The sequence below is a fragment of the Hymenobacter sp. PAMC 26628 genome (assembly GCF_001562275.1).
Lineage (GTDB): Bacteria > Bacteroidota > Bacteroidia > Cytophagales > Hymenobacteraceae > Hymenobacter.
In genome coordinates this window covers 1647488-1669447 of sequence record NZ_CP014304.1, presented here as the reverse complement: position 1 = coordinate 1669447, position 21960 = coordinate 1647488, and the positions used below count along the sequence as shown (strand labels likewise).

17 protein-coding genes are annotated in these 21960 nt (G+C 64.5%); 13 read left to right on the top strand and 4 right to left on the bottom strand.

Going from position 1 to position 21960, the window contains the following annotated elements; translation table 11 throughout:
• Nucleotides 1-58: 58 nt before the first annotated feature.
• The gene (locus tag AXW84_RS07415) at nucleotides 59-1048 is read right to left on the bottom strand and encodes an aldo/keto reductase (protein WP_068230795.1); all 990 of its coding nucleotides are present in this window, start codon (nucleotides 1046-1048) and stop codon (nucleotides 59-61) included.
• Between the two features lie 287 nt (nucleotides 1049-1335).
• Between AXW84_RS07415 and AXW84_RS07410 the strand changes: the two genes are divergently transcribed.
• The 5 genes from AXW84_RS07410 (at nucleotide 1336) to AXW84_RS07390 (ending at nucleotide 4773) form a co-directional block, all read left to right on the top strand.
• Entirely contained in the window at nucleotides 1336-1950 is a 615-nt protein-coding gene (locus AXW84_RS07410; RefSeq protein ID WP_068230792.1) for an HAD family hydrolase, read from the top strand.
• 71 nt (nucleotides 1951-2021) lie between these two features.
• On the top strand, nucleotides 2022-2462 hold the full coding sequence (locus AXW84_RS07405; RefSeq protein ID WP_068230789.1) for a hypothetical protein: 441 nt from the start codon (nucleotides 2022-2024) through the stop codon (nucleotides 2460-2462).
• Between the two features lie 3 nt (nucleotides 2463-2465).
• Nucleotides 2466-3158, top strand: a complete 693-nt coding sequence (locus AXW84_RS07400) for an SCO family protein (RefSeq protein WP_068230785.1) — start codon at nucleotides 2466-2468, stop codon at nucleotides 3156-3158.
• A complete protein-coding gene (locus tag AXW84_RS07395) occupies nucleotides 3155-3583 on the top strand; it encodes a c-type cytochrome (protein WP_068230782.1) in 429 nt (142 codons plus the stop codon). Before AXW84_RS07400 ends, AXW84_RS07395 begins: the two co-directional genes overlap by 4 nt.
• 224 nt (nucleotides 3584-3807) lie before the next feature.
• On the top strand, nucleotides 3808-4773 hold the full coding sequence (locus AXW84_RS07390; RefSeq protein ID WP_068230778.1) for an enhanced serine sensitivity protein SseB C-terminal domain-containing protein: 966 nt from the start codon (nucleotides 3808-3810) through the stop codon (nucleotides 4771-4773).
• Nucleotides 4774-5021: 248 nt separating this feature from the next.
• On the opposite strand, the gene AXW84_RS07385 is transcribed toward AXW84_RS07390, so the two are convergent.
• Nucleotides 5022-5729 (bottom strand): DUF92 domain-containing protein, encoded by a 708-nt coding sequence (locus tag AXW84_RS07385; RefSeq protein WP_071891097.1) that lies wholly within the window; start codon nucleotides 5727-5729, stop codon nucleotides 5022-5024.
• A gap of 346 nt (nucleotides 5730-6075) precedes the next feature.
• Between AXW84_RS07385 and AXW84_RS07380 the strand changes: the two genes are divergently transcribed.
• The 6 genes from AXW84_RS07380 (at nucleotide 6076) to AXW84_RS07360 (ending at nucleotide 14518) form a co-directional block, all read left to right on the top strand.
• Entirely contained in the window at nucleotides 6076-10080 is a 4005-nt protein-coding gene (locus AXW84_RS07380) for a gliding motility-associated C-terminal domain-containing protein (protein ID WP_068230774.1), read from the top strand.
• 71 nt (nucleotides 10081-10151) lie between these two features.
• Nucleotides 10152-11126, top strand: coding sequence for a PorP/SprF family type IX secretion system membrane protein (locus AXW84_RS07375; protein WP_068230772.1), 975 nt, complete (start codon nucleotides 10152-10154; stop codon nucleotides 11124-11126).
• A gap of 98 nt (nucleotides 11127-11224) precedes the next feature.
• Complete coding sequence (locus tag AXW84_RS07370) at nucleotides 11225-12589, top strand: M20/M25/M40 family metallo-hydrolase (protein ID WP_068230770.1); 1365 nt, start codon at nucleotides 11225-11227, stop codon at nucleotides 12587-12589.
• A gap of 38 nt (nucleotides 12590-12627) precedes the next feature.
• Complete coding sequence (locus AXW84_RS23120; RefSeq protein ID WP_071891094.1) at nucleotides 12628-13158, top strand: DUF6650 family protein; 531 nt, start codon at nucleotides 12628-12630, stop codon at nucleotides 13156-13158.
• A gap of 93 nt (nucleotides 13159-13251) precedes the next feature.
• Nucleotides 13252-13674 carry a DUF1810 domain-containing protein gene (locus AXW84_RS07365; RefSeq protein ID WP_068230767.1) on the top strand — a complete coding sequence of 141 codons (423 nt, stop codon included), beginning with the start codon at nucleotides 13252-13254 and terminating at the stop codon, nucleotides 13672-13674.
• A gap of 70 nt (nucleotides 13675-13744) precedes the next feature.
• The gene (locus tag AXW84_RS07360) at nucleotides 13745-14518 is read left to right on the top strand and encodes a slipin family protein (protein WP_082773756.1); all 774 of its coding nucleotides are present in this window, start codon (nucleotides 13745-13747) and stop codon (nucleotides 14516-14518) included.
• A 215-nt stretch (nucleotides 14519-14733) separates the two neighbouring features.
• Here the strand turns inward: AXW84_RS07360 and AXW84_RS07355 are convergent, their stop codons facing one another.
• Nucleotides 14734-15600 (bottom strand): DUF2911 domain-containing protein, encoded by an 867-nt coding sequence (locus tag AXW84_RS07355; protein WP_068230760.1) that lies wholly within the window; start codon nucleotides 15598-15600, stop codon nucleotides 14734-14736.
• A gap of 117 nt (nucleotides 15601-15717) precedes the next feature.
• Here AXW84_RS07355 and AXW84_RS07350 point away from each other — a divergent pair, with 117 nt between their 5' ends.
• Together AXW84_RS07350 and AXW84_RS07345 are read left to right on the top strand one after the other, a co-directional pair.
• Entirely contained in the window at nucleotides 15718-17196 is a 1479-nt protein-coding gene (locus AXW84_RS07350) for an SDR family oxidoreductase (RefSeq protein ID WP_068230756.1), read from the top strand.
• A 177-nt stretch (nucleotides 17197-17373) separates the two neighbouring features.
• Nucleotides 17374-19302: a prolipoprotein diacylglyceryl transferase family protein gene (locus AXW84_RS07345; protein WP_068230753.1), complete on the top strand. Its 1929-nt coding sequence runs from the start codon at nucleotides 17374-17376 to the stop codon at nucleotides 19300-19302.
• A gap of 18 nt (nucleotides 19303-19320) precedes the next feature.
• On the opposite strand, the gene AXW84_RS07340 is transcribed toward AXW84_RS07345, so the two are convergent.
• A complete protein-coding gene (locus AXW84_RS07340) occupies nucleotides 19321-21891 on the bottom strand; it encodes a type IA DNA topoisomerase (RefSeq protein ID WP_068230750.1) in 2571 nt (856 codons plus the stop codon).
• Between the last annotated feature and the right edge of the window lie 69 nt (nucleotides 21892-21960).

Below are 21960 nucleotides of genomic sequence, written 5' to 3'. Positions count from 1 at the left end.
TGAGGATTAATAATTATTCCATTCTCACATCACCACATCCCGCACATTTTCACATTAATCAGCCGTTTACCGAGCCCATCATGGCCGTGGGGTAGCGGCTGCCGGCGGCCACGCCCTTGGGGGCAATTTCGTCGAGCTGGGCCAGTTCGCCCTTGGAGAGGCTGATTGCCAGGGCCCCCAGGTTTTCTTCGAGGTAGGCCACGCGCTTGGTGCCGGGGATAGGCACCACGTCGTCGCCCTGGGCCAGCACCCAAGCCAGGGCCAACTGGCCGGGCGTACAGTTTTTTTGCTTGGCCAGGTCGTTGATGCGGGCCACGAGGTCGAGGTTTTTCTGGAAATTTTCGCCTTGGAAGCGCGGCGTAAAGCGGCGGTAATCGTCGGCCGCCAGGTCCTCAAACTGCTGGATTTGGCCCGTCAGGAAGCCCCGGCCCAGCGGCGAGTACGGCACAAAGCCGATGCCCAGCTCGCGGCACGTGGGCAATATTTCATCCTCCGGCTCGCGGCTCCAGAGGCTGTACTCGGTTTGCAGGGCGGCGATGGGGTGCGTGGCCGCGGCCCGGCGCAGGGTGGCGGGGGCGGCCTCGCTCAGGCCCAGGTAGCGCACCTTGCCTTCTTCCACAAGGCGGCTCATGGCGCCCACGGTTTCCTCAATGGGCGTGCTGGCGTCCACGCGGTGCTGGTAGTAAAGGTCGATGTGGTCGGTGCCGAGGCGCTTGAGGCTGGCTTCACAGGCCGATTTCACGTACTCGGGCCGGCCGTTGATGCCGCGCTTGGTGGGGTCCTCAGGGTCGCGCACGATGCCAAACTTGGTGGCAATCAGCACTTGGTCGCGCTTGCCCTTGAAGGCCTGGGCCAGCAGCTCCTCGTTTTTGAAGGGGCCGTACATGTCGGCCGTGTCGAAGAAGGTGACGCCCAGCTCCACGGCCCGGTGCAGGGTCCGGATGCTTTCGGCGTCGTCTTGCTGGCCATAAAAATCGGACATGCCCATGCAGCCGAGGCCGAGGGCGGAAACCGTGAGGCCGGAGCGGCCGAGGGTGCGGGTTTGCATTGACAAAGGATTAGGTGGTGCGAATTTTAGTAACGGCCGGGGCCCCGTGGGGTTTAGCGGCGGCCCCGGCTGCCTGGTAACCGCTGCCCGGCGGCCCAAGGGCCCGTTTGAATTCTTCCAGCACCCTAAGCGGCACAGATAGTAGACATAGCGGGAGTCGTGCTAGGAATCGTCATTGGCTCATAGCGTTGCATAGTAGCGGCAAGCCAAAAGCTGTGCGTTACTAACTTGGACGCCGCTCCCAATGTAACGGAGCTAACAATATCTTTAGAACTTCATTTGCTTAAATGAACACGTATAAAGCAATAATTTTTGATTTAGGAAAAGTTGTTTTTGACCTTTCCTTTGACAAGGTTTTTCAGTTTTGGGCAAATGCATCGAGCGGACAGTATGCTGAAATAAAAAGCAAATTTCGATTCGACGATATTTTCGTCAAATTTGAAAAAGATGAAATCACACCAAAAGAATTCCGAGTTAAAATCTCAAAAAGATTAGGATTGACGCTTACAGACCAAGTGTTTGACGAAGGTTGGTGTGACTTGTACCTTGATACGTACCGTGGAATTGACGCCTTGCTTGCCAAGTTGAAACAGCATTACCAACTTGTTGCCTTGACGAATACAAATAGTATTCATAGCGGTGTGTGGAAAATAAAATATGCTGACACTTTACGTTACTTTCAAAAAGTATTCAGTTCCCACGAATTGAAAGAAAGGAAGCCAGATGCGGAAGCCTACCAAATCGTTCTTGACTACTTGCAAGTGAACCCCCAGCAAGTCGTTTTTCTTGATGACAACATTGACAATATAAAAGGGGCCGATCAACTCGGAATAAAGACTATTCTGGTGACGTCGTATGAGCAAATGACCGCTGAGCTGCGAACAATTGGATTATTAAATTGACAGCGTAAGATTGCAGGGGATGGCCCGGGCCGGGCCGCAGTGGTCACGCCGCAGACCGGTACCTTTGCGGCATGAAGGCATTTGTTCCCAAAACCCTACTCGGGGCCCTGGCGGCCGCCGCCGGCCTGGCCGCCTGCTCGCCCACCACCACCGCCGATTCGCCGGCCGCCGCGGCCCGCACCGCCGAAGATTTGCTCATGGACCGCCACGACTCGGTGATGGCCCAGGCCGGCCGCCTGTTTGAGCTGCGCCAGCAAATTGCTACGGCCAAGCCCGCCAACGCGGGGCCCTACGTGCGCGGCCTGCAAGCCGCCGACAACGCCATGATGGCCTGGATGCACGGCTACCACGCCCCCGACACCGCCACCACGCCCGCCCCGGCCCGCCTGGCCTACATCCAGCAGCAGCAAGCCAAGCTGCAAGCCGTGGAAAAGCAAATGCGCGGCACCATCGATTCGGCCGCCGCGTTGTTGAAGCAAGCGCCGGGCACCCCCGCCCCCGCTACCAAGTAAGCTATGTCGATTCGCTTTTGGCTGGCCCCCGCGCTGGCCGCCGCCCTGCTCACGGCCTGCTCGGGCCCCGCCGCCGACCAGGCCGCCCGCCTGCCCATTTTGGGTGAGCGCGACGTGCGCCCCAACCCCAACGGGGGCCCCGCCGACACCATTTTTGCCACCGCCCCCGCCTTTAAAGCCGTGGACCAGGCCGGCCAGCCGGTCACGAACCAGACCTTCGCCGGCCGGGCCTACATCACCGATTTCTTTTTCGCCACCTGCCCCGGCATCTGCCCGAAGATGAACGGGGCCCTGCTCACGGTGTTCAAGCCCTACGCCACCGACCCGCGCGTGGCCTTCGTGTCGTTCACTATCGACCCGGCCCACGACTCGCTGCCCGTGCTGAACGACTACGCCCAGCGCCTGGGCGTAACGGACGCCGCGCGCTGGCACTTTGTGACGACCGGCCACTCGGCCACCGCCCGCGACACGGTGTACGGCCTGGCCAAAGGCTTTTTCACCGCCGCCCAGCCCGACAAGGAGGCCCCCGGCGGCTTCGCTCACAACGGCACCTTTGCCCTGGTGGACGACCAAGGCCACGTCCGCGGCCTCTACGACAGCTTGGACGCCAACGAGGTAGCCCGCCTGCAAAAGGAGCTGCCCGTGCTGCTGGCCGAAATCGCGGAGCGCCACCCCCAAGCCACCGCCGCCAAATGATTAGGCGCTGCCTCGGGCTTGGGGCCCTGGGCGTGGTGGCCTGCCTGTCGCTACCCGGCTGCTTTTCCAACAACCGCCACCAGGGGGCCCGCCTCTACGCCGAGGCCTGCGCCGGCTGCCACGGCGACGCCGGCCAGGGCCTGGGCCGCCTCATTCCGCCGCTGGCCGGGGCCGATTACCTGGCCCTGCACCGCGCCGAGCTGCCCTGCCTGTTGCGCCGCGGGGCCCACGGCCCCATGACGGTGAACGGCGTGCTCTACAACCAGGTGATGCCCGCCGCCCGCGTCGACGACAAGCAGCTCAGCCCCGCCCGCCTTACCAACCTGCTGAACTACATCGAGAACAACTGGGGCAACCACGCCGCGCCCCGCACCATCCAGGAGGTCGAGCGCCAGCTTACTGCCTGCCCCACCGCCGGCGAGTAAGCGCCGGCTAATTAATCTGGGTGAATTGACAGAAGAAAAAAGTCCGTCATGCTGAGCTTGTCGACGCATCTCTAGCGCGCAAGTAATCATTTACTGCTGCGGTAGAGATGCTTCGACAAGCTCAGCATGACGGTCAGATTGAATTTTCAGCGAGGTTATCTTTCCTCCTTTTCCCGTCCGGGCCGTACTTTGCGGCCCATTCCACTGCTCTTTTTCTTTGCCCCATGGGTCTGCTTGACTTTCTAAAAAATAAGCCCGAGAACAATCCTGCCGCCGCGCCGGCTTCGGCCCCTACCACGCCCAGCGCGCCGGCACCGGCCGGGGCCCCAGTTGCGGCCAGGCCCGCGGGGCCCCGCTACCAAGGCTCCAACTTCAAAACGCCGGCCCCCGAGCCAGCACCGGTATCGGCCACGCCGCTGCCCTTCCCGGCCCCCGAGCCGCTGCCGTTCCCCTTCGAGCCCGAAAATGTGCTGGAACAGCTGTTGCTGATGGCCGCCACCGAGGAGCAGGCCCGCCCGGCCTTCTACCAGGCCCTGATGCAGGAGGAAATCCTGATGATTCTGGCCCCCGAAGAAGGCGTGGGCCCCGGCGACGTGGTGCCCGCCGAAGGCGCGCAAATCCAGCTCCAGATGCTCACCGACGGCAAATTGCCCATCTTCACCTCGCCCAGCCGCCTCACCGACGGCGGCCAGGACGCCAGCGAGGTCAGCTACGTGCGCATCCCCGGCCACGCGTTTTTTAGCATGGTGCAGGGCCAGGACTGCGTGCTGAACCCGTTCTCGCCCGCCGGCAAATTGCTGCCCAAGGAAGAGATTGAGGCCTTGCTTAACGGCCAGCTCACCGGCCCCACCTCACCCGCCGGCGGCGACGCCGAGGTGCTGCTGAGCCAGCCCGAAGCCTACCCCACCGCCGTGGCCGACGCCGTGGTGGCCTGGGCCGCCACCCAGCCGCACCTGCGCACCGCCTACCTGGCCCAGATGCAGCTCGCCAACGCCCCCGAAACGCCCCGCTTGCTGCTGGCCTTCGAGAGCGACGCCGCCGGCCCCGAATTCATGCAGGAGCTAGGCCCCGTGCTGGAAGGCAAAACCGACGCTTACCAGTTCGTGGACCTGATGCTGCTGGATCTGGAATCGGCGGAAGGAGTGAACCCTTACTTCCGCCAAGTGGAGCCCATCTACCAGCGCGCCTAGCCCCGTTAGGGCCCCAGCAGCGTTTTAGCCGTTGGCAACGAGGCGCTTTAAATTAACTTCAAGGCTTCAGAAACGACGAAACGACGCCCCCTTGCGTCTCCCGCCGGCCCGAAATCGGGCAGCGGTTGAAACGTAAAGGGGCGTCGTTTCGTCGTTTCTGAAGCCCTAAAAAACCCAAGTAATTGACCCAACGGAGCTTTCCCATTGGGCCGGGGCCGGGCGGCGGGGGCCCTGGTGGCGGGCCGCGGCTACAGCGCGCCCGCCACCAGGGCCCCCACCAGCGTATTGAGCAGGTTGACGGTATTATTGCTGACGAGCTGCCGCCGCTCCAGCGTAGCCCCCAGCACCGAATCCGCGAGGTTGCCGGCCGTGCCGGCCACGAGCAGCCACCCGACGCTCGGGCCCCAGCCGAAGCACAGGCCGTACAGGCCGGCCACCAGCGCACTGCCGGCCAAGCCCAGGAGCGTGCCCTCCAGGCTGACGACCCCGTTCTCGCCCCGCACGTCGGGCCGCCAGGTCAGGACGTTGTAGTAGCGGCGGCCGTAGACGTTGCCCAGCTCCGAGGCCAGCGTGTCGGCCGTGGCCGCAGCAAAGCTTCCGGCCAGCATCAGCCGGGCCAGCGGCGCCTGCGCGGGGTAGCACGCGGCCACCGCCCCGAGCAGCCCCGCCACGCCCGCATTGGCCAGCACCTGCCCCGCGGTGCGCCGGCCTTTGTTGGCTTCGGCCAGCCCGAGCCGGCGCTTCGTGGGGCCCTGCCACGCCGAGGCGGCCGAACCTAACCCAAAAAAGAGGGCCAGCAGGCCAAGCCCCCCAAAGCCCGCGCCCCCGTAGATGAGCAGGCCCAGCAGGCCCCCCGTGCCGGCAGCGGCGCGGGTCAGCTTGCCGGTGCGGGTGCTGTAGGCCATGCCGGCCCCGAGCAGCAAAGCAACCAGCCCGAAAGAGTACATGGCCGTCATGCAGGCAAAACTACGCGGCGGCGCCCGCGCAGCCCAGGCCACGCCCGGGAGAGCCTGGCACCTGAAACGGGAGCTTTGCCCCGCGCTACGAACCAGAAGCACTGGGAGCCGCCCACGCGGCCGGGGCCAGTAGTCGGGGCCGAAGGAGCGGCGGCTGGGCCCCTTCGGCACTATTCGGGCATTGCCTTGCACAAACCTGGCTGGCAATGCGTAGCTTTACTTGAAACCGACTAGCAGCGCTTTTTATAGCAATAACTGGTCATCAGGCTCCGTTCCTTAAGGGCGACGAGTGGTGTTTCTCTTCCGGGGCACCAGCTTACCTGTCTGCCCACTTACCTGCTCCTTTATGCCCGCAGCGCTACCGTATTCTACCCTATCCATTACCCGAATTCTCACCTCGCTTGTTGCCAAGCCCCGCCGGGCGGCGGGCGGGCTGCTGGCGCTGATTCTGCTGCTGAGCGGCACGGCCACCACGGCCCTGGCGCAAACGGCTCCCCCGGAGTGCAGCCAGGACCAGAAGTTTGCCAATACCTGGTATTTCGGCTACAAAGCGGGGCTCGACTTCAACGCTGCCACCGATTCCATTCCGCCCAAGGTGCTGACCGATGGCCAGATGACGGCCCCCGCCGGTGCGGGGGTGATGTCGGACGGCAACGGCAAGATTCTCTTTTACAGCAACGGCGACACCATCTGGAACGGCAACCATACCGTCATGACCAACGGCACGGGCATGGGCGGCAACCGGCTTGTCACCGATGGTCCCCTGCCCATCCGGATGCCCGGCAGTCCGCCCGTAGGGATGCCGGGGGCGGAAACGCACTACCTCATCTTCACGCAGGACGCTAAGGGCGGCCCCAAGGGCCTGAGCTACTCGGAGATTATTATCCCCGCTGGCGGGGGCCCTGGCACAGTAACGCCCGCCACCAAGAACACGCCACTTACCCAGGGCACCACCGAGAAAATGACGGCCGTGTTTCACAAGAACGGCTGCGACATCTGGATTATCGTTCACGGCTGGGGCAATGCTAAAGCTGGCACCGCCAACCGCGGCGATTCGTTTCTGGCTTACCGCGTGCGCACGACCGGCGTCGACCCGACGCCGATTATCTCCGTGGTAGGCTCGCTGCACGCGGCGAGCGTGGCCCCAATGGGCTACCGCGGGCAGATGAAAGTGACGCCCGACGGCCAGCAGCTGGCCGTGGCCCGCTTCAGCGAGGCCGTGGGCGACAGCAGCAGCAGCGTGGAACTGTTTAGTTTCGATGCCGGGACGGGCATGGTCAGCAACCCGAAAATCCTGGACGCCAAGGAAGGTGGCTACTACGGCGTCGAATTTTCGCCGGGCCGCAGTAAGCTCTACGCCACCGTGCTGGGCGCGCCGCCCCGGCTGCCGCAGCTGCTGCAATTCGACATCAGCAACCCCGGCGGCATGGCCGGCAAGCAGGTTATTCCGCTTAAGCAAACCACACCGGTGAACCTGGGCTCGCTGCAGGCCGCGCCCGATGGCAAGATTTACGTGGCCCGCGAAAACCAGCCCGCGCTGGGCTTCATCACCTTCCCCGACTCGCTGGGGCCCAAGGCCCGCTACGCCGACGACAGCCTAACGCTGCGGCTAAGCGGCCGCCGCAGCGGCCTGGGCCTGGTCAACTTCAACCAAAGCTCGCTGCTGCGGGTGGGCTTTGGGTACCGGTCCACGGCTTGCCTGGAAATCACTTTTCAGGCCCCGCCCATCGATTTCGACGGAAAGACATATGCCTGGGATTTTGGCGACGGCACCAAATCTGCGGAGGAGAACCCGAAGCATACTTACCCCGCCCCCGGCGACTACGCGGTGACCTTGCGCATCACGACTAATTGCTTTTGCCGTGAATCTCAAGGCCTGATTCGAGTGCCTGGGGCCCCCACGCCGGGTAGCATTGGGGCCGCCCAAGCCCTGTGCGGCGGGGCTACGCCGGCGCCGCTCACCAGCACGGCCGGTGCTGGCGCCGGCACCGGGCAGTTCAGCTACCAGTGGCAATCATCGCCCGACAACACCACCTGGGCCGACATCAACGGTGCCAACGCCCCGAATTTTGCGCCGGGGGCCCTGACCGCCACGACCTATTTCCGGCGCTTGGTCACGTCGGGTTTCTGCGCCCCGCGCACACCTACGACATCCGTCGCCATCACCGTGCTGCCGGTGTTGGCGGCCGGCACCATCGCCGCCGACCAAACCGTGTGCGCCGGCAGCGCCGCCGCGCCACTCACGAGCACCGCAGCGGCCACGGGCGGCACCGGCACGTTTGCTTACCAGTGGGAATCTTCGCCGGACAACATCACCTGGACGGCCGTTGCCGGCGCTACGAACGAAACCTTTGCGCCCGGGGCCCTGGCCGCTACCACCTACTTCCGCCGCCGGGTGGCGTCGGGGCCCTGCGGCGCGGTATCCAACGCCGTGACGCTGACCGTGCTGCCCGCCCTGGCGGCCGGTACCATTGCGGCCAACCAAGCCATCTGTGCCGGCGCGGCACCGGCTCCCCTCACCAGCGAAGCACCGGCTACGGGCGGCCCGGGGCCCATCGCTTACCAGTGGGAATTCTCGCCGGACAACGCAACCTGGAACACCATTAACGGGGCTACCGGGCTGGCTTATGCGCCGGGCTCGCTCGGCTCCACCGCTTACTTCCGCCGCCGGGCGAGTTCGCCCGGCACCTGCGCCCCGGTTTTCTCCAACGTCGTGGCCATCACGGTGGCCCCGGCGCTGGCGGCCGGCACCGTCGGCGCTAGCCAGGCGCTGTGCCCGGGCGCTGCCCCCGCGCCCTTCACCAGCACGGCGGGGGCCAGCGGCGGCACAGGCACGTTTGCTTATCAGTGGGAAGTTTCGGCTGATAATTCAAACTGGACGGCCATTGCCGGCGCCACTAGCGCCGATTATGCGCCCGGCACCCCCACCGCCACCACTTATTACCGCCGCCGGGTGACGTCGGGGCTCTGCGGCCCAGCGTACTCGCCCTCCGTTGCCCTGACGCTGTTGTCGCCACTGAATGCGGGCAGCATTTCGGCCAACCAGACCATCTGCACGGGCGCTACGCCGTCTTCGCTCTCCAGCACCACCGAGGCCAGCGGTGGCGCAGGCACGTTTGCTTACCAGTGGGAATTTTCGACGGATAATGTGTATTGGAATCCCGTCACGGGCGCGACCAGCCTGACTTATGCGCCCGGCCCACTTACGGCCACCACCTACTACCGGCGCCGGGCAACGTCGGGCACGGGCACCTGCTCCACGGCGGTTTCCAACGTGCTGACGATACTGGTGCAGCCCTTCGTGACGCCCAGCGTGAGCCTAGCGACGCCGCCCGCGCAGTGCCCCGGCACGGCCTTTACCTTTACGGCCGTGGCTACGAACGTGGGCCCCGCACCTGCTTTCCAGTGGTTCGTCAACAACGTGGCCGTGGCCAACGGGCCCACGTTCACCAGCAGCACGCTGGTGTCCGGCGACCAAGTGCGGGTGGAGGTGACGCCCACGGCGGGGCTGTGCGTCACGACGAACCTGGTCGCGGCCACGGTTACCGTGACGCGCACACCGACGCCTGCGCCCACCCTCGCCATTGCCGTGCAGCCGGGCGGGCCCGTGTGCCTGGGCGCGCCGCTCACGTTCAGCATTGCCAGCGTGACGGAAGCCGGCCCGGCCCCCGCCTACCAATGGCAGGTGAACGGCAACGACGTGGCCGGGGCCACGGGCTCCAGCTTCACCAGCACGGCGCTGCGCGACGGCCAGCTTGTGACGCTGCGCCTGCGCACGACCAACGCCTGCGGGCAGCCCGTAGCGGTGGTTTCCAACGGGGTGGGCGTGCACATTCAACCGCCGGTGGTAGTGAATGCGGGCCCCGACAAGGAAATTCTGCTGGGTACCTCCGTGGTGCTGGAAGGCACGGCCGACGGCAACTACCCCGTGACGTGGACGCCGGCCGCGGGGCTGACCATTCCGGCCAACGACCCGCTGCACCCCGTGGCCGCGCCCACGGCCACCACCACCTACACCCTCTCGGCCGGGGCCGGTGGCTGCGCCAGCTCTGACCAGGTGACCGTGACCGTGCGCCCGCCCATCCGCATTCCCAACGCCTTCACGCCCAACGGCGACGGCCGCGACGACACCTGGCAGATTGAGTTCATCGAGCAGTTTCCCGACAACACCGTGAACGTGTTCAACCGCTGGGGCAATAAGATTTTCTCCACCGATAACTACAGCCGGGCCAACGAGTGGCGCGGCGACATCAACGGCCAGCCCGCGCCGGTTGGCACCTATTACTACGTCGTCGTGACGAAGGGGCCCCTGGGCCGGTCCTACGCCGGGTCGATTACGGTTCTGTATTAACAAAGCGTCCGGCGGCGCATGCTGCGGCCGGGCCCCTTCTTCTTAGCATTAATCCTGAGGCACTTACTGTTATGAAAAGAGCTTTATACCTACTGCTGCTGCCGTTGCTGCTGCTGGCCGCCGCGCCGGCCCGGGCCCAGCAGCAGGCGCAGTACAGCCAGTACATGAACAACAACTACCTCCTGAACCCGGGCGCGACGGGCGTGGAGGACTACATCGACGTCAAGGCGAGCTACCGCACCCAGTGGACGGGCCTGGAAGGGGCCCCAAAAACCTACTACGCCAGCGCCAGCTCCTCGCTGGGCAAGTGGCGCAGCACCAGCAAGCGCACCATCCGTGACCGCGTGCGGCCGTTCCACGCCATCGGCGGCCTGCTTTACAACGACGTGACAGGCCCCACAAGCCGGACGGGCGCCTACGTCTCCTACGCCTACAACCTGGTGCTGACGCCCAAAATCCGGCTGGCGCTAGGCGTGTCAGCGGGCATGCAGCAGTTTTCCGTCGATGGCGAGCAGCTGCACTTCTTCGACCCCACCACCCGCGCCGCCAGCGCCGCCTCGCGCGTGCTCGACGGCTCGGTGGGCGTGTGGTTGTACAGCCCCGATTTCTACTTCGGGGCCTCCAGCGCGCAGATTCTGGGCAACCGGCTCAACTTCTCCTACGGCCCCAACTCGGTGGACGCGGGCGCGCCCGGCAACTCGCTGCGCCGCCACTACTTCGCCACGGCCGGGGTGCGGCTGCCCATCGACGACGACTGGTCACTGGTGCCGTCGGTGCTGGTCAAGGCCGTCAACCCCGCCCCGCTCTCGGTCGACCTCAACGCCAAGATTAAGTACCGGGATTTGCTGTGGTTCGGCGCGTCGTGGCGCGCCTTCGACTCGGTGGTCGGCATGGTGGGCCTCAGCTACGAGCAGCTCACGGTGGGCTACTCCTACGACGCCGGCATCTCCGGCCTCACTGGCTACCACGGCGGCAGCCACGAAATACTGGTGGGCCTGCGCCTCAAGAAAAAAGCCCAGGTGGTGTGCACCAACAAGTTCTGGTAAGGCTGGCTCACTGCTGGCGCTGATTATTGAGAAAGCTCGGGGCCCCAAACCCCGGGCTTTTTTTGTGTTTAACCCCTACTCCGTATGTTTACCGCCGTATGAAAGCAACTCTCCTCCTGGCTTTGCTGCCGCTGGCCGCCGCGGCCCAAATGGCCCCCGCTCCTTCCTCACTGTTGCCCAAGGCCGACCCGGCCATTGCAAAGCTGGTGAACGAGATTTCGGCCAAGAACCTGCAAACCGACATCGAGAAGCTCGTCAGCTTCGGCACCCGCCACACCCTCAGCGACACCCAGAGCCCGACGCGCGGCATCGGGGCGGCCCGCAAGTGGGTGCAGGGCGAGTTTGAAAAGTATAGCCAAGCCAGCGGCGGCCGCCTGAAAGTAGAAATGGACACCTTCACCGTCAAACCCGACGGCCGCCGCATCAACAAGCCGGTGCTGATGGCCAACGTGCTGGCCACGCTGCCCGGCACCGACCCCACCGATACGCGCGTCATCCTCGTGAGCGGCCACATCGACTCGCGGGTGAGCGACGTGATGAACGCCACCGCCGACGCGCCGGGGGCCAACGACGACGGCTCGGGCACGGTGCTGGTGATGGAGCTGGCCCGCGTGCTGGCCGGCCAGAAATTCCCGTGCACCCTGAAATTTGTGGTCGTGCAGGGCGAAGAGCAAGGCCTCTACGGCTCCAGCCACCTGGCCGAGCGGGCAAAAAAAGAAGGCTGGAACCTGGTGGCCATGCTCAACAACGACATCGTGGGCAACTCGCACGGCCACGACCCCGACCTGAGCGACGCCACCAAGCTGCGCGTGTTCAGCGAAGGCGTGCCGGCCACCGAAACGCCCGAGCAGGCCAAGCAGCGCCGCCAGCTCAGCTCCGAAAATGACGCGCCCAGCCGCCAACTCGCCCGCGCCGCCCAGCGCGCCGCCCAGCTCTACGCCAAGGGCCAGGAGCTGGTGCTCATCAACCGGCCCGACCGCTTCCTGCGCGGCGGCGACCACACGCCGTTCAACCAGCAAGGCTTTGCCGCCGTGCGCTTTACGGAAATGAACGAGGACTACAGCCACCAGCACCAGGACCTGCGCACCGAAAAAGGCCGCGCCTACGGCGACGTCATCGCGGGCATGGACTTCGCCTACCTGCGCCGCAATGCCGGCATCAACCTTGCCACCATGGCCAGCCTGGCCCTGGCCCCCGGGGCCCCCGCCAAAGTCGAAGTCCTCACCGCCGACCTCACCAACCGCACCGCGTTGCGCTGGCAGGCGCCCACCGGGGGCCCCAAGCCGGCCGCCTACGCTGTGCTCGTGCGCGCCAGCGACGCGCCGCAGTGGCAGCAGCGCTACCTCGTGACCGATACCAAGGCCGACCTGCCCATCAGCAAAGACAACTTCACCTTCGGCATCGCCAGCGTCGACGCCGCTGGGCACGAGAGCCCCGCCGTGCTGCCCGTGGTAGGGCGGTAATAATTGTATACTTATTTATTTTTTTAATAAATCCCGGAATGACAAATCTAAAGCTGACTTATCAGGAAATAAAAAGCCGATTAACTGGTTTTAGCCTCCCTTTTTTCGGAGTTTCTTGGCAACCCGACGAATCAGAAATTAAGGTTGCTAGAAGGATAATTGCTTTTCTTGAGGACAGGAGAGTTTTATATTCTCCCCATGAATTGGAAGTACCAAGACACTGCATTGACTCAATTCAAGAAATCAGAAAGTACTTAACCGAGGAAATTGGCAAAATTGCTCAGAGGAGTGAATTGTATGATGACTTACAATTTCTAAGGTCATCGTGCAGGAAATTTTTAGACAACATTCATAGTGTGCGACATGACATAGCAAATTCTCAAGATTTTTCCTCATTCAGTGGGTGGGTATTCTTGACAGCATTGGGAGAGCTTCGAGGAGTATTTGGCATTGGCATTTCCAAAATTGCTACTGCATATGGATTAGACGTTGCAGGGGATTTAGGGAAGATTATACCGATTGGAAATGAACCTGCTACTAGCGCAAATTTGACGCACCGTAACTCGTGATTGTTAACCAAAGTTGCCCCTTACATAAGTCAGTCTAGCCTAAAGGTTAACCTGTTAATACAACAGTAGAAGCAATGCCAGCATCTTACAATCATGTCTAGCTTAAACCGATTCATCGATGCCCAAGAAATGGCTTACCCGCAGGCCTTGGCAGAAGTGCAAAACGGCCGCAAGCGCAGCCACTGGATATGGTACATTTTTCCCCAAATTCAGGGCCTGGGATTCAGTGAGATTTCTAAGCACTACGCCATTGAAAACCTTTCCGAAGCGGAGGAATACGCCAAACACCCCGTGCTGGGGCCCCGGCTGGTGGAGATTTGCACAGCCTTGCTGGGGCTGGCCAGCAGCGACGCCGGCCGGATATTCGGCAGCCCCGACGATTTGAAGCTGAAATCGTCGATGACGTTGTTTGCCGCTTTGCCGGGCGCTGACCCGGTATTTGAAGCGGTTTTGGCGAAGTTTTTCAAGGGCGTGCACGATGCCAAAACGCTGCAAACTATTGGCCAGCGGCCGTAACGCCGGCCGGCTGTAATGCCCGGGGCCCCGCAGCGATACATCACCTAAACTCATCAATCCTCTTTTGGCCATGTCGCTGCTCATACTGCTGCTCGTCGTTCTCATTCTCCTGGCGCTCAGCCTGCGCATTGCGCAGGAATACCAGCGGGCCGTCGTGTTCCGGCTGGGGCGCTACACGGGCACCCGGGGCCCCGGGCTGTACTGGCTCATCCCGTTTATGGAGCGCCAGCAAACCATTGACATGCGCACCAAAACGGTGGAGCTGGAGCAGCAGGAAACCATCACCAAGGACAGCGTGACCATCAAGGTAAACGCCGTGCTGTGGTTCAAGGTCCTCAACCCGGCCGACGCCGTAATTAAGGTGGCCGACTACAACAAGGCGGTGTACCAGTTGGCCGTCACGGCGCTGCGCAACATCATCGGCCAGAACCAGCTCGACGAGGTGCTGCGCGAACGCGCCCACATCAACGGGGCGCTGCTGCAAATCGTGGACGCCGCCACCGAGGCCTGGGGCGTGAAGATTGAGCTGGTCGAAATCAAAGACGTGGAAATTCCGGAGTCCATGCAGCGGGCGATGGCGCGCGAGGCCGAGGCCATCCGCGAGAAGCGCGCCCGCATCATCAAGGCCGAAGCCGAGTTGGAAGCCTCGCTAAAACTCACGCAGGGGGCCCTGGAAATGGAAAAAAGCCCCATTGCCCTGGAGCTGCGCCGCATGCAAATGCTGTCGGAAATTGGCATTGACAACAACACGACCACCGTGGTGCTCATCCCCTCAGAATTCACCAACGCGGCCAAAAGCTTCTCGCAAATGGTGAACCAACAAGGCGTTACGCCGGCTTCGTAACATCAAGCGTAAATCAAATAAAAAAGGCTTCGTGCGTAATGCGCGAAGCCTTTTTTATTTGAAACGATTTTGCTCCTCTGGTATCCGCCCAGCCGAAGCATCCCTCCCGCTTCGTTGCTTCGATTGAGTTGCTTGCGCAGGAAAATTGCTTCCCTACGGTCAGCACAACCGTGTTTTTCCTTGTTCACCAGTAGCAATTCGGTTGATTACCGCCCTTACTTCTTCCCGCTGGCCTCGGCCAGCACGCCTTGGTTGAGGCGGGTGTATTCGGCCCGAGAAATTTCGTTTTTATCGGTTTTGACTAGCTCCAGCGACTTGTTGGCGGCAGCAATGGCTTCCTGCTTTTTGCCTTGTTTCAGCAGCAGCTTGGCCCGCCAGTAATAGCCGTAGAAAGCGTCGTCGGGGTTGGTTTTGATGAACTCGTCGAACCAGCCGAGGGCGGGCGTGAGGTCGGGTTGGTTGGAGTCGTAGTAGTACTGCGCGGCCGCGACGTAGGGCTTTTTCGTGCCCTTCATGGCCTCCCTGATCTGGGCCAGCACAATCGGGTCGGGGTTGGCGGTGAGGGGCACGCGCACGACGGCGCGGTCCCAGGCCAGCACAAGGTCGGCGGCGGCGGGACGCAGGTTTTCGAGGCTGAGCGACAGGGTTTCCTGCGGGGCCGCCAGTTGGGCGGCTTTGGCCGATACGCGCAGCACGTCAAGGCTCTGCTTGTAATCGTAGGCCCCCCACTGCGCGGTGTCGCGGTTGAGGATGATCATCCAGTCCGTTTTGCCGGGGATGGCCAGCAGGGCGTAGGTGCCGGCCGGCACGGCCTGGCCCGCCACTTTTACTTCCTCGCCGAAGTGGATGGTGGTGACGGCGTTGGCGCCCGCGCGCCACACCTGGCCGTAGGGCACGAGCCCCCCGAAGGCCACGCGCCCGCGCAGCGAGGGCCGCGCGTAATGCAGCTCGACGAACGAAGTGGAAAACGCCTGCCGAACGCGCACCGCCGGGCTGGCCTGCGGGATGGTGAGCGTGGTTTGGGCGTGGGCGGCGGGGGCGAGCAGCCCGGCCAGGGCGGCGCAAAAGTAAGCGGGTTTCATGGGCACGAAAGTAAGTTTTTTCGGGGGCCCAGCGCAGCCAAACAACCGCGGGTGAATTACGTTCTTAATTAGTGCCGCCACGGGGCCCGGGCGCATCCCCATTTTCCTGCTTTGTCCATGAAAATCCTGCTCACCGGAGCCACCGGCTACATTGGCCAGCGCCTGCTGCCCGGGTTGGCCGAGGCCGGCCACGAGGTGGTGTGCCTCGTGCGCGACGCCCGCCGCTTCGCCCTGCCCGACACGCTGCCCGAGGACCGGCGCTCGCAAGTAAGCGCCGTGCAGGGCGACTTGCTGAAGCCCGAAACGCTGGCCGACCTGCCCCTGGACATCGACGCGGCCTACTACCTAGTGCACTCGATGAGCGGGGGCGACAAGGATTTTTTCCAGCTGGAGCAAGACTCGGCCCGCAATTTCACGCAGTACCTCGACCGCACCGGGGCCCGGCAGGTCATCTACCTCTCCGGCATCGCCAACGACCACGACCTGAGCGTGCACCTGCGCTCGCGCAGCGCCGTGGAAGACGTGCTGGCCGGGGCCCAAAAGGCGCAGCTCACGGTGCTGCGGGCCAGCATCATCATCGGGTCGGGGTCGGCCTCGTTCGAGATTATCCGCGACATTGTGGAAAAGCTACCGGTGATGGTGACGCCGCGCTGGCTGAACTCGCGCTGCCAGCCGCTGGGCATCCGCGACGTGATGTTTTACCTCGTGGCGGTGCTCGACAACCCCGCCTGCTTGGGCCAAAGCTTCGACCTTGGGGGCCCCGACGTACTGACCTATAAGGAGATGCTGCTCGGGCTGGCTGCCCAGCGCGGCTACCGGCGCTGGATTATGACGGTGCCCGTGCTCACGCCGCGGCTCTCGTCGTGGTGGCTGTACCTGGTCACCAGCACCTCGTTTTCGCTGGCCCAAAGCCTGGTGGAGAGCCTCAAGAACGACACCGTGGCCGACCCGGCCCGCAGCATTGCCCGCGCCGTGCCGCACCCGTGCATGAGCTACCGCGAGGCCCTGGCCCTGGCCTTCCAGCGCATCGAGCAGAACGAGGTGGTGAGCAGCTGGAGCGACGCCATGAGCAGCGGCAACCTGCGCCAGAACTACATGGACGCCATCCAAATTCCCAAAAACGGGATGTTTTTTGACCGGCAGCTGCGGCTGTTTACGCGGCCCGTGGCCGAGGTGCTCGACAACATCTGGCGCATCGGCGGCGAGCGGGGCTGGTACAAAACCGACTGGCTGTGGCGCATCAGGGGCCTGATGGACAAGCTGGTGGGCGGCGTGGGCCTGCGCCGGGGCCGCCGCTCGCCCAGCCGCCTGCGCGCCGGCGACCCGCTCGATTTCTGGCGCGTGCTGGTGGCCGACCGCGCCGCCAAGCGCCTACTGCTCTATGCCGAGATGCGCCTGCCCGGCGAGGCCTGGCTCCAGTTCCGCATCGTGGACAACGAGGACGGCACCCACGCCCTGGAGCAACTGGCCGCCTACCGCCCCCAGGGTCTGGCCGGGCGCTTGTACTGGTACTCGGTGCTGCCCTTCCACGGCATCATTTTCAAAGGGATGGTGAAGAACTTGGTAGAGTTTGGGGCCCTGGACGCGGAAAAGTAGTCCGTTGCCGGGCTGGGCAAAAGTCTAATATTTTTTGTTTTAATAATTATTGGTCAATAACTTACGTCGCCCAAACCGGGCAGTGGCGGGTCTGACAGCTGTGTTTTTTGGGTAGTATTTGCGCAGGGTGGACCGCTACCTTTCGGGCCGTCCTCCCTCTCCCCCACCGCGCGGCCCATGCCCCTTTATACGTTCGAACTGCCCGCCGTTTTTCGGCCTGGCCATTACACCGCCTGCTACCTGCTGGCCGTGGCCACCTATCAACTATTGCTGCTGCTGGAAGGCCGGCGGCGCGGCTTCTCCCTGCGCCCCTGGCTGCTGATGCAGGCCGCCACGCTGCTGGCCTTCGTGGTGGGCTGCAAGCTGGTGGTGCTCCCGCCGGCCGACTGGCCGGCGCTGTGGCAGGGCGGGGCCGACCTGGGGGCCTACCCGGTGCGCTCGGCGCTGGGCGGCATCGCGGCCAGCAGCCTGGTGCTGTTGGCGTTGCGGCGGTGGCTGGGCCTGGGCTGGTCGGCATTCGATGCCTTTGTGGGGCCCCTGGCGGTGGGGCTGGCCGTGCAGTGTCTGGGCTGCCTGGCAGCCGGCTGCTGCTGGGGCGAGCTGGCCAGCAGCGGTCTGGGGCTGTGCTTCGGACCCGGCACGGGGCCCTACGCTGCCCAGGTGGCGCGGGGCCTGTTGCCCGCCGGGGCCCCGCACGCGCTGCCCGTGGTGCCCACGCAGCTGTACGGGTTGCTGCTGTGCGTGGCGCTGGCCGGGGCCACGTGGGCCACGCGCCGCCGCGCCTGGCCGGCCGGCACGCGCTACCTGTTGGGCACGGGGGCCCTGTTGCTGGCCTGGGGCGGGCTGTGCGCGTGGCGCGACCCGGCCAGCCAAACCCTGGGGGCCCAGCCGCTGGCGCTGGGCGGCGTGCGACTGCTGGCCATTCAGTGGGGCGTACTGGGAGTAGGGCTGCTGCACTTGGCCGGCGCAGCGTTGCTGTTGTGGTGGGGCACGGTGTTCCCGGTGGCCCGGGCGGCCGCGCCCGGCGCGCCGCAGCCGGCGCGGCAGCTGGCCGGGGCCGCCGCCCTGCTGGCCCTAACGGCCGCGCTGGCCCCGCACGCCCTCACCGGGGCCGAGTTTCGGGTGCTGCAAGTGATGCTGGGGGCCCTGCTGCTGGCCGAAGCGGTGGCCTGGTGGCCGGCGCTGGCCGCCGCCGGGTGGCGCGGGCAGCCCCGGCTGGCCTTCGCCGGGGCCCTGGCCTTACTCGTGCTGATGAGCCAGGCTCCGGCCCCACGTCAGGATTCGGTACGGTCCATTGATTTTTCGGTAGGCGCGTCTCAGGGGACTTTCGACCAAGACTTTGACTACAACGCCACTACCAGCGGCGGGGGCTGCGGCGGGGGAGGCAGCTACCCGGTGGCCCCCTCGCGCGATGGCTACCTGCACCGCTACCAAACCGTGGGCGGGCAGGTGGCGGTGCAACTCAAGCCCGAAGGCAACAGCCCATTAGGCACCGTGGGCGTGGCTGTGTGGGGCGGCACCGACCGGGTAGCCTTTGCGCCGCAAACGCCCGGCAGTGGGTCGTTGCAGACCAGCGCCCCAACGAGCACCCGCACGTACAACCTATTGGATGTCAACCCTTATGTAGAAGGCAATTTTCAAACCATACGGAACATCAGCGTGGGTTACCACGTGGGCTTCCACGCGGGCCGCTTGCTGAATAACCAGGCCTACCGGAATGACTCGACGCTGGAAGCCAAGCCCTTGCTGCCCGACCTGCAGGTGTGGGTAGGCAACCGCTGGCTGCTGTTTGCCCAGGCCGATGCGGGCTACGGCGCGGGTGGCGTCGGCAACTACCTCTACCGCGTCGGCCTGGGTTCGGGGCTGGGTTCGCGCAAAGGCGGCAGCGTAGTAGCCGGCGTGGCGTTCAGCAGCGTCGATCCACACAGTTTTTCCGTGGGCGACATCGCCAGCAATGAGCGTCCGGCCAGCACCACCATGGGCTTCGCGGCGGCCAATATCCGGCTGGCTAACAGCGGCTTCGCCCTGGAGCCCACCGCCGCTACCGATTTTGGCCGGCGCCACCAACTCAGCCTGCGCCTGCACTACCGCATCGGCCTCAAATAGGGCCCCGGGGCCCTATTCTTAGCTGAATACCGGCACCACGCGGCCCTCGTCCACCTTTAGAGCGGCGTCGTACTTCTTACCGGTTTTGGCTGAGACAAAGCCCTTGATGACGCCCGTTTCGCCGCGGCGCAGCAGCTGCTTTAGTTGCGTGTCGGTCAGCTCCTTACCGCCCCAGGCGAAGGGCACGCGGAACTGGCAGTCCTCGCGGAAGCGCGAGCAGCCGTAGGCGCTGCTGCCGCGCAGCATGGTGCCGAGCTTGCACACCGGGCACGGAATCTGGCCGGGGTCGGTGGCGGTGGTGGGCTTGCTTTCGGCGGCGGGCAGCAGCACCGGCTGGTGCTGCGCGTCGAGGCCCAGGGCGGCGTCGAATTTCTGCCCGTCGGGCCCCACGAAGCCCTTCATGATGGGCGTGCGGCCCTTGGCCAGCAGGGCTTTAACCTGCAGGTCGCTGAACTTCTTGCCCTGCATTTCCGTGGGCAGCCGGAACTGGCAGCCCTCGCGGAAGCGGGCGCAGCCAAAGGCCGTTTTGCCGCGCAGGATGTGGCCGGTTTTGCAGGCCGGGCAGGGCCCCAGGCCGGCCGGGGCATCGGCGGTTTTTTTGGCAGCTGGCGCGGCGGCGCTGGCCTTGCCGACTGCCGCCGGGGCGGGGCCCTGGGGGCCCCGGGCGGCGGCTTGCTCCGCGCTGCCGCTCGTCACGGCGCGGCCGCTGCTGTCGGTTTTTACCTCCTGCACCATCTCGCGCACCAGGCCCGTGAGCTCGCCCAGGAACTGCTCGCTGGTGAGTTCGCCGCGCTCAATCTGGCGCAGCTTGTGCTCCCACTGGCCGGTCAGCTCCGCCGATTTTAGGGTTGGGTTGCGGATGAGGCCGATGAGCTCCACGCCCGTCGGGGTGGGCAGGATGCGCTTTTTCTCGCGCCGGATGTAGTTGCGCTTGAACAGCGTTTCGATGATGGCGGCGCGCGTGCTGGGGCGGCCGATGCCGTTCTCCTTCATCGCCTGGCGCAGCTCCTCGTCGTCGATGTTGCGGCCGGCGGTTTCCATGCCGCGCAGCAGGCTGGCCTCGGTGTAGTCCTTGGGCGGCTGGGTGGTTTTGCTGTCGAGGCGCGGTGCGTGGGGCCCGCTTTCACCCTTGGCGAAGCTGGGCAGCACGGTGCTCACCACGTCGTCGTCCTCGGCGGCGGGGGCCCCGGGCTTTTCACCCGCGGCGGGCGCGGGCTTGGGCGCCGCCTGTTGGGCCGGGTCGCCGTACACCACGCGCCAGCCGGGGCTGAGGATCTGGCGGCCGCGCACCCGAAACGGGCGCTCGGCGGCCTCGGCCAGCACGGTGGTGTTGCTCACCTCGCAGTCGGGGTAAAACGCGGCGATGAAGCGCCGCGCGATGATGTCGTACACGCTGCTCTCCATCCCGCCGCCGGGGCCCGCCGCACCGGTCGGGATAATGGCGTGGTGGTCGGTTACCTTGTTGTTGTTGAACACCTTGCCCGTCTTCGGAATCTTGCCCGCCAGCAGCGGCGCCGTCAGCGTGGGGTACGCCAGGCCGCGCAAAATGCCCGGGATTTTCGGGTACTGGTCGTCGGGCAGAAACGTGGTGTCCACCCGCGGGTAGCTCACGGCCTTCTTCTCGTACAGGGCCTGCACCAGCTTCAGCGTGTCCTCGGCCGAGAGGCCCAACTGGTTGTTGCACTGCACTTGCAGCGAGGTCAGGTCGAACAGGCGCGGCGGCGACTCGCGGCCTTTTTTAATCTCCACGTCGGTAATCACCAGCGGCGCGGGGCGCACGGCCTCCAAGGCCTCGTTGGCTTCCTTCTCGGTCACGAAGTAGCCCAGGGCCTTCAGGCGCTCCTTTTCGTCGGGCGCATCCTCAGCAGCTTTGGCCTGCTTGGGCGGGGCGATGTGGGCGAACATCGTGCCCCGGTACTCCGTCCGCAGTACCCAATAAGGCTCGGGCTGGAAGTTCTGGATTTCGTGGTGGCGGGCCACCAGCAGGGCCAGCGTGGGCGTCTGCACCCGCCCGATGCTCAGCAGCTGCTTGTCCTGGTACGTCGTGTATTTCAGCGTGAACAGGCGCGTGGCGTTCAGGCCCAGCAGCCAGTCGCCCACGGCCCGGCTCTTGCCCGCCTGGTAGAGCTTATCGAACTCTTTACCATCACGCAAGTTGTTGAACCCCTGCCGAATGGCTTCCTCGGTGAGCGACGAAATCCAGAGCCGCTTCACCGGCTTGCGGCACTTGGCCTCCATTAGCACCCAGCGCTGAATCACCTCCCCTTCCTGCCCGGCGTCGCCGCAGTTGATGACCTCCGTGGCCTCGTCCACCAGCCGCTTGATGGTATGGAACTGCTTCACCACGCCCTCGTCGCGCCGCATGAGCTTGATGCCGAACGAGTCGGGCACCATCGGCAGGCTGTGCAGGCTCCAGCGCTTCCACTGCGGGTCGTAGTCGTCGGGCTCCTTCAGCTGGCAAAAGTGGCCGAAGGTCCAGGTCACCTGGTAGCCGTTGCCTTCCATGTAGCCGTCCATGCGGCGGGTGGCGCCCAGCACGGTGGCAATTTCGCGGGCCACGCTGGGCTTTTCGGCAATGCAGACAATCACGGATTCGGGGCGGTTTGGATTGATTCGACCATTTTTCGGCGCGAATAATCAACAAAGGTAACCGCGGAA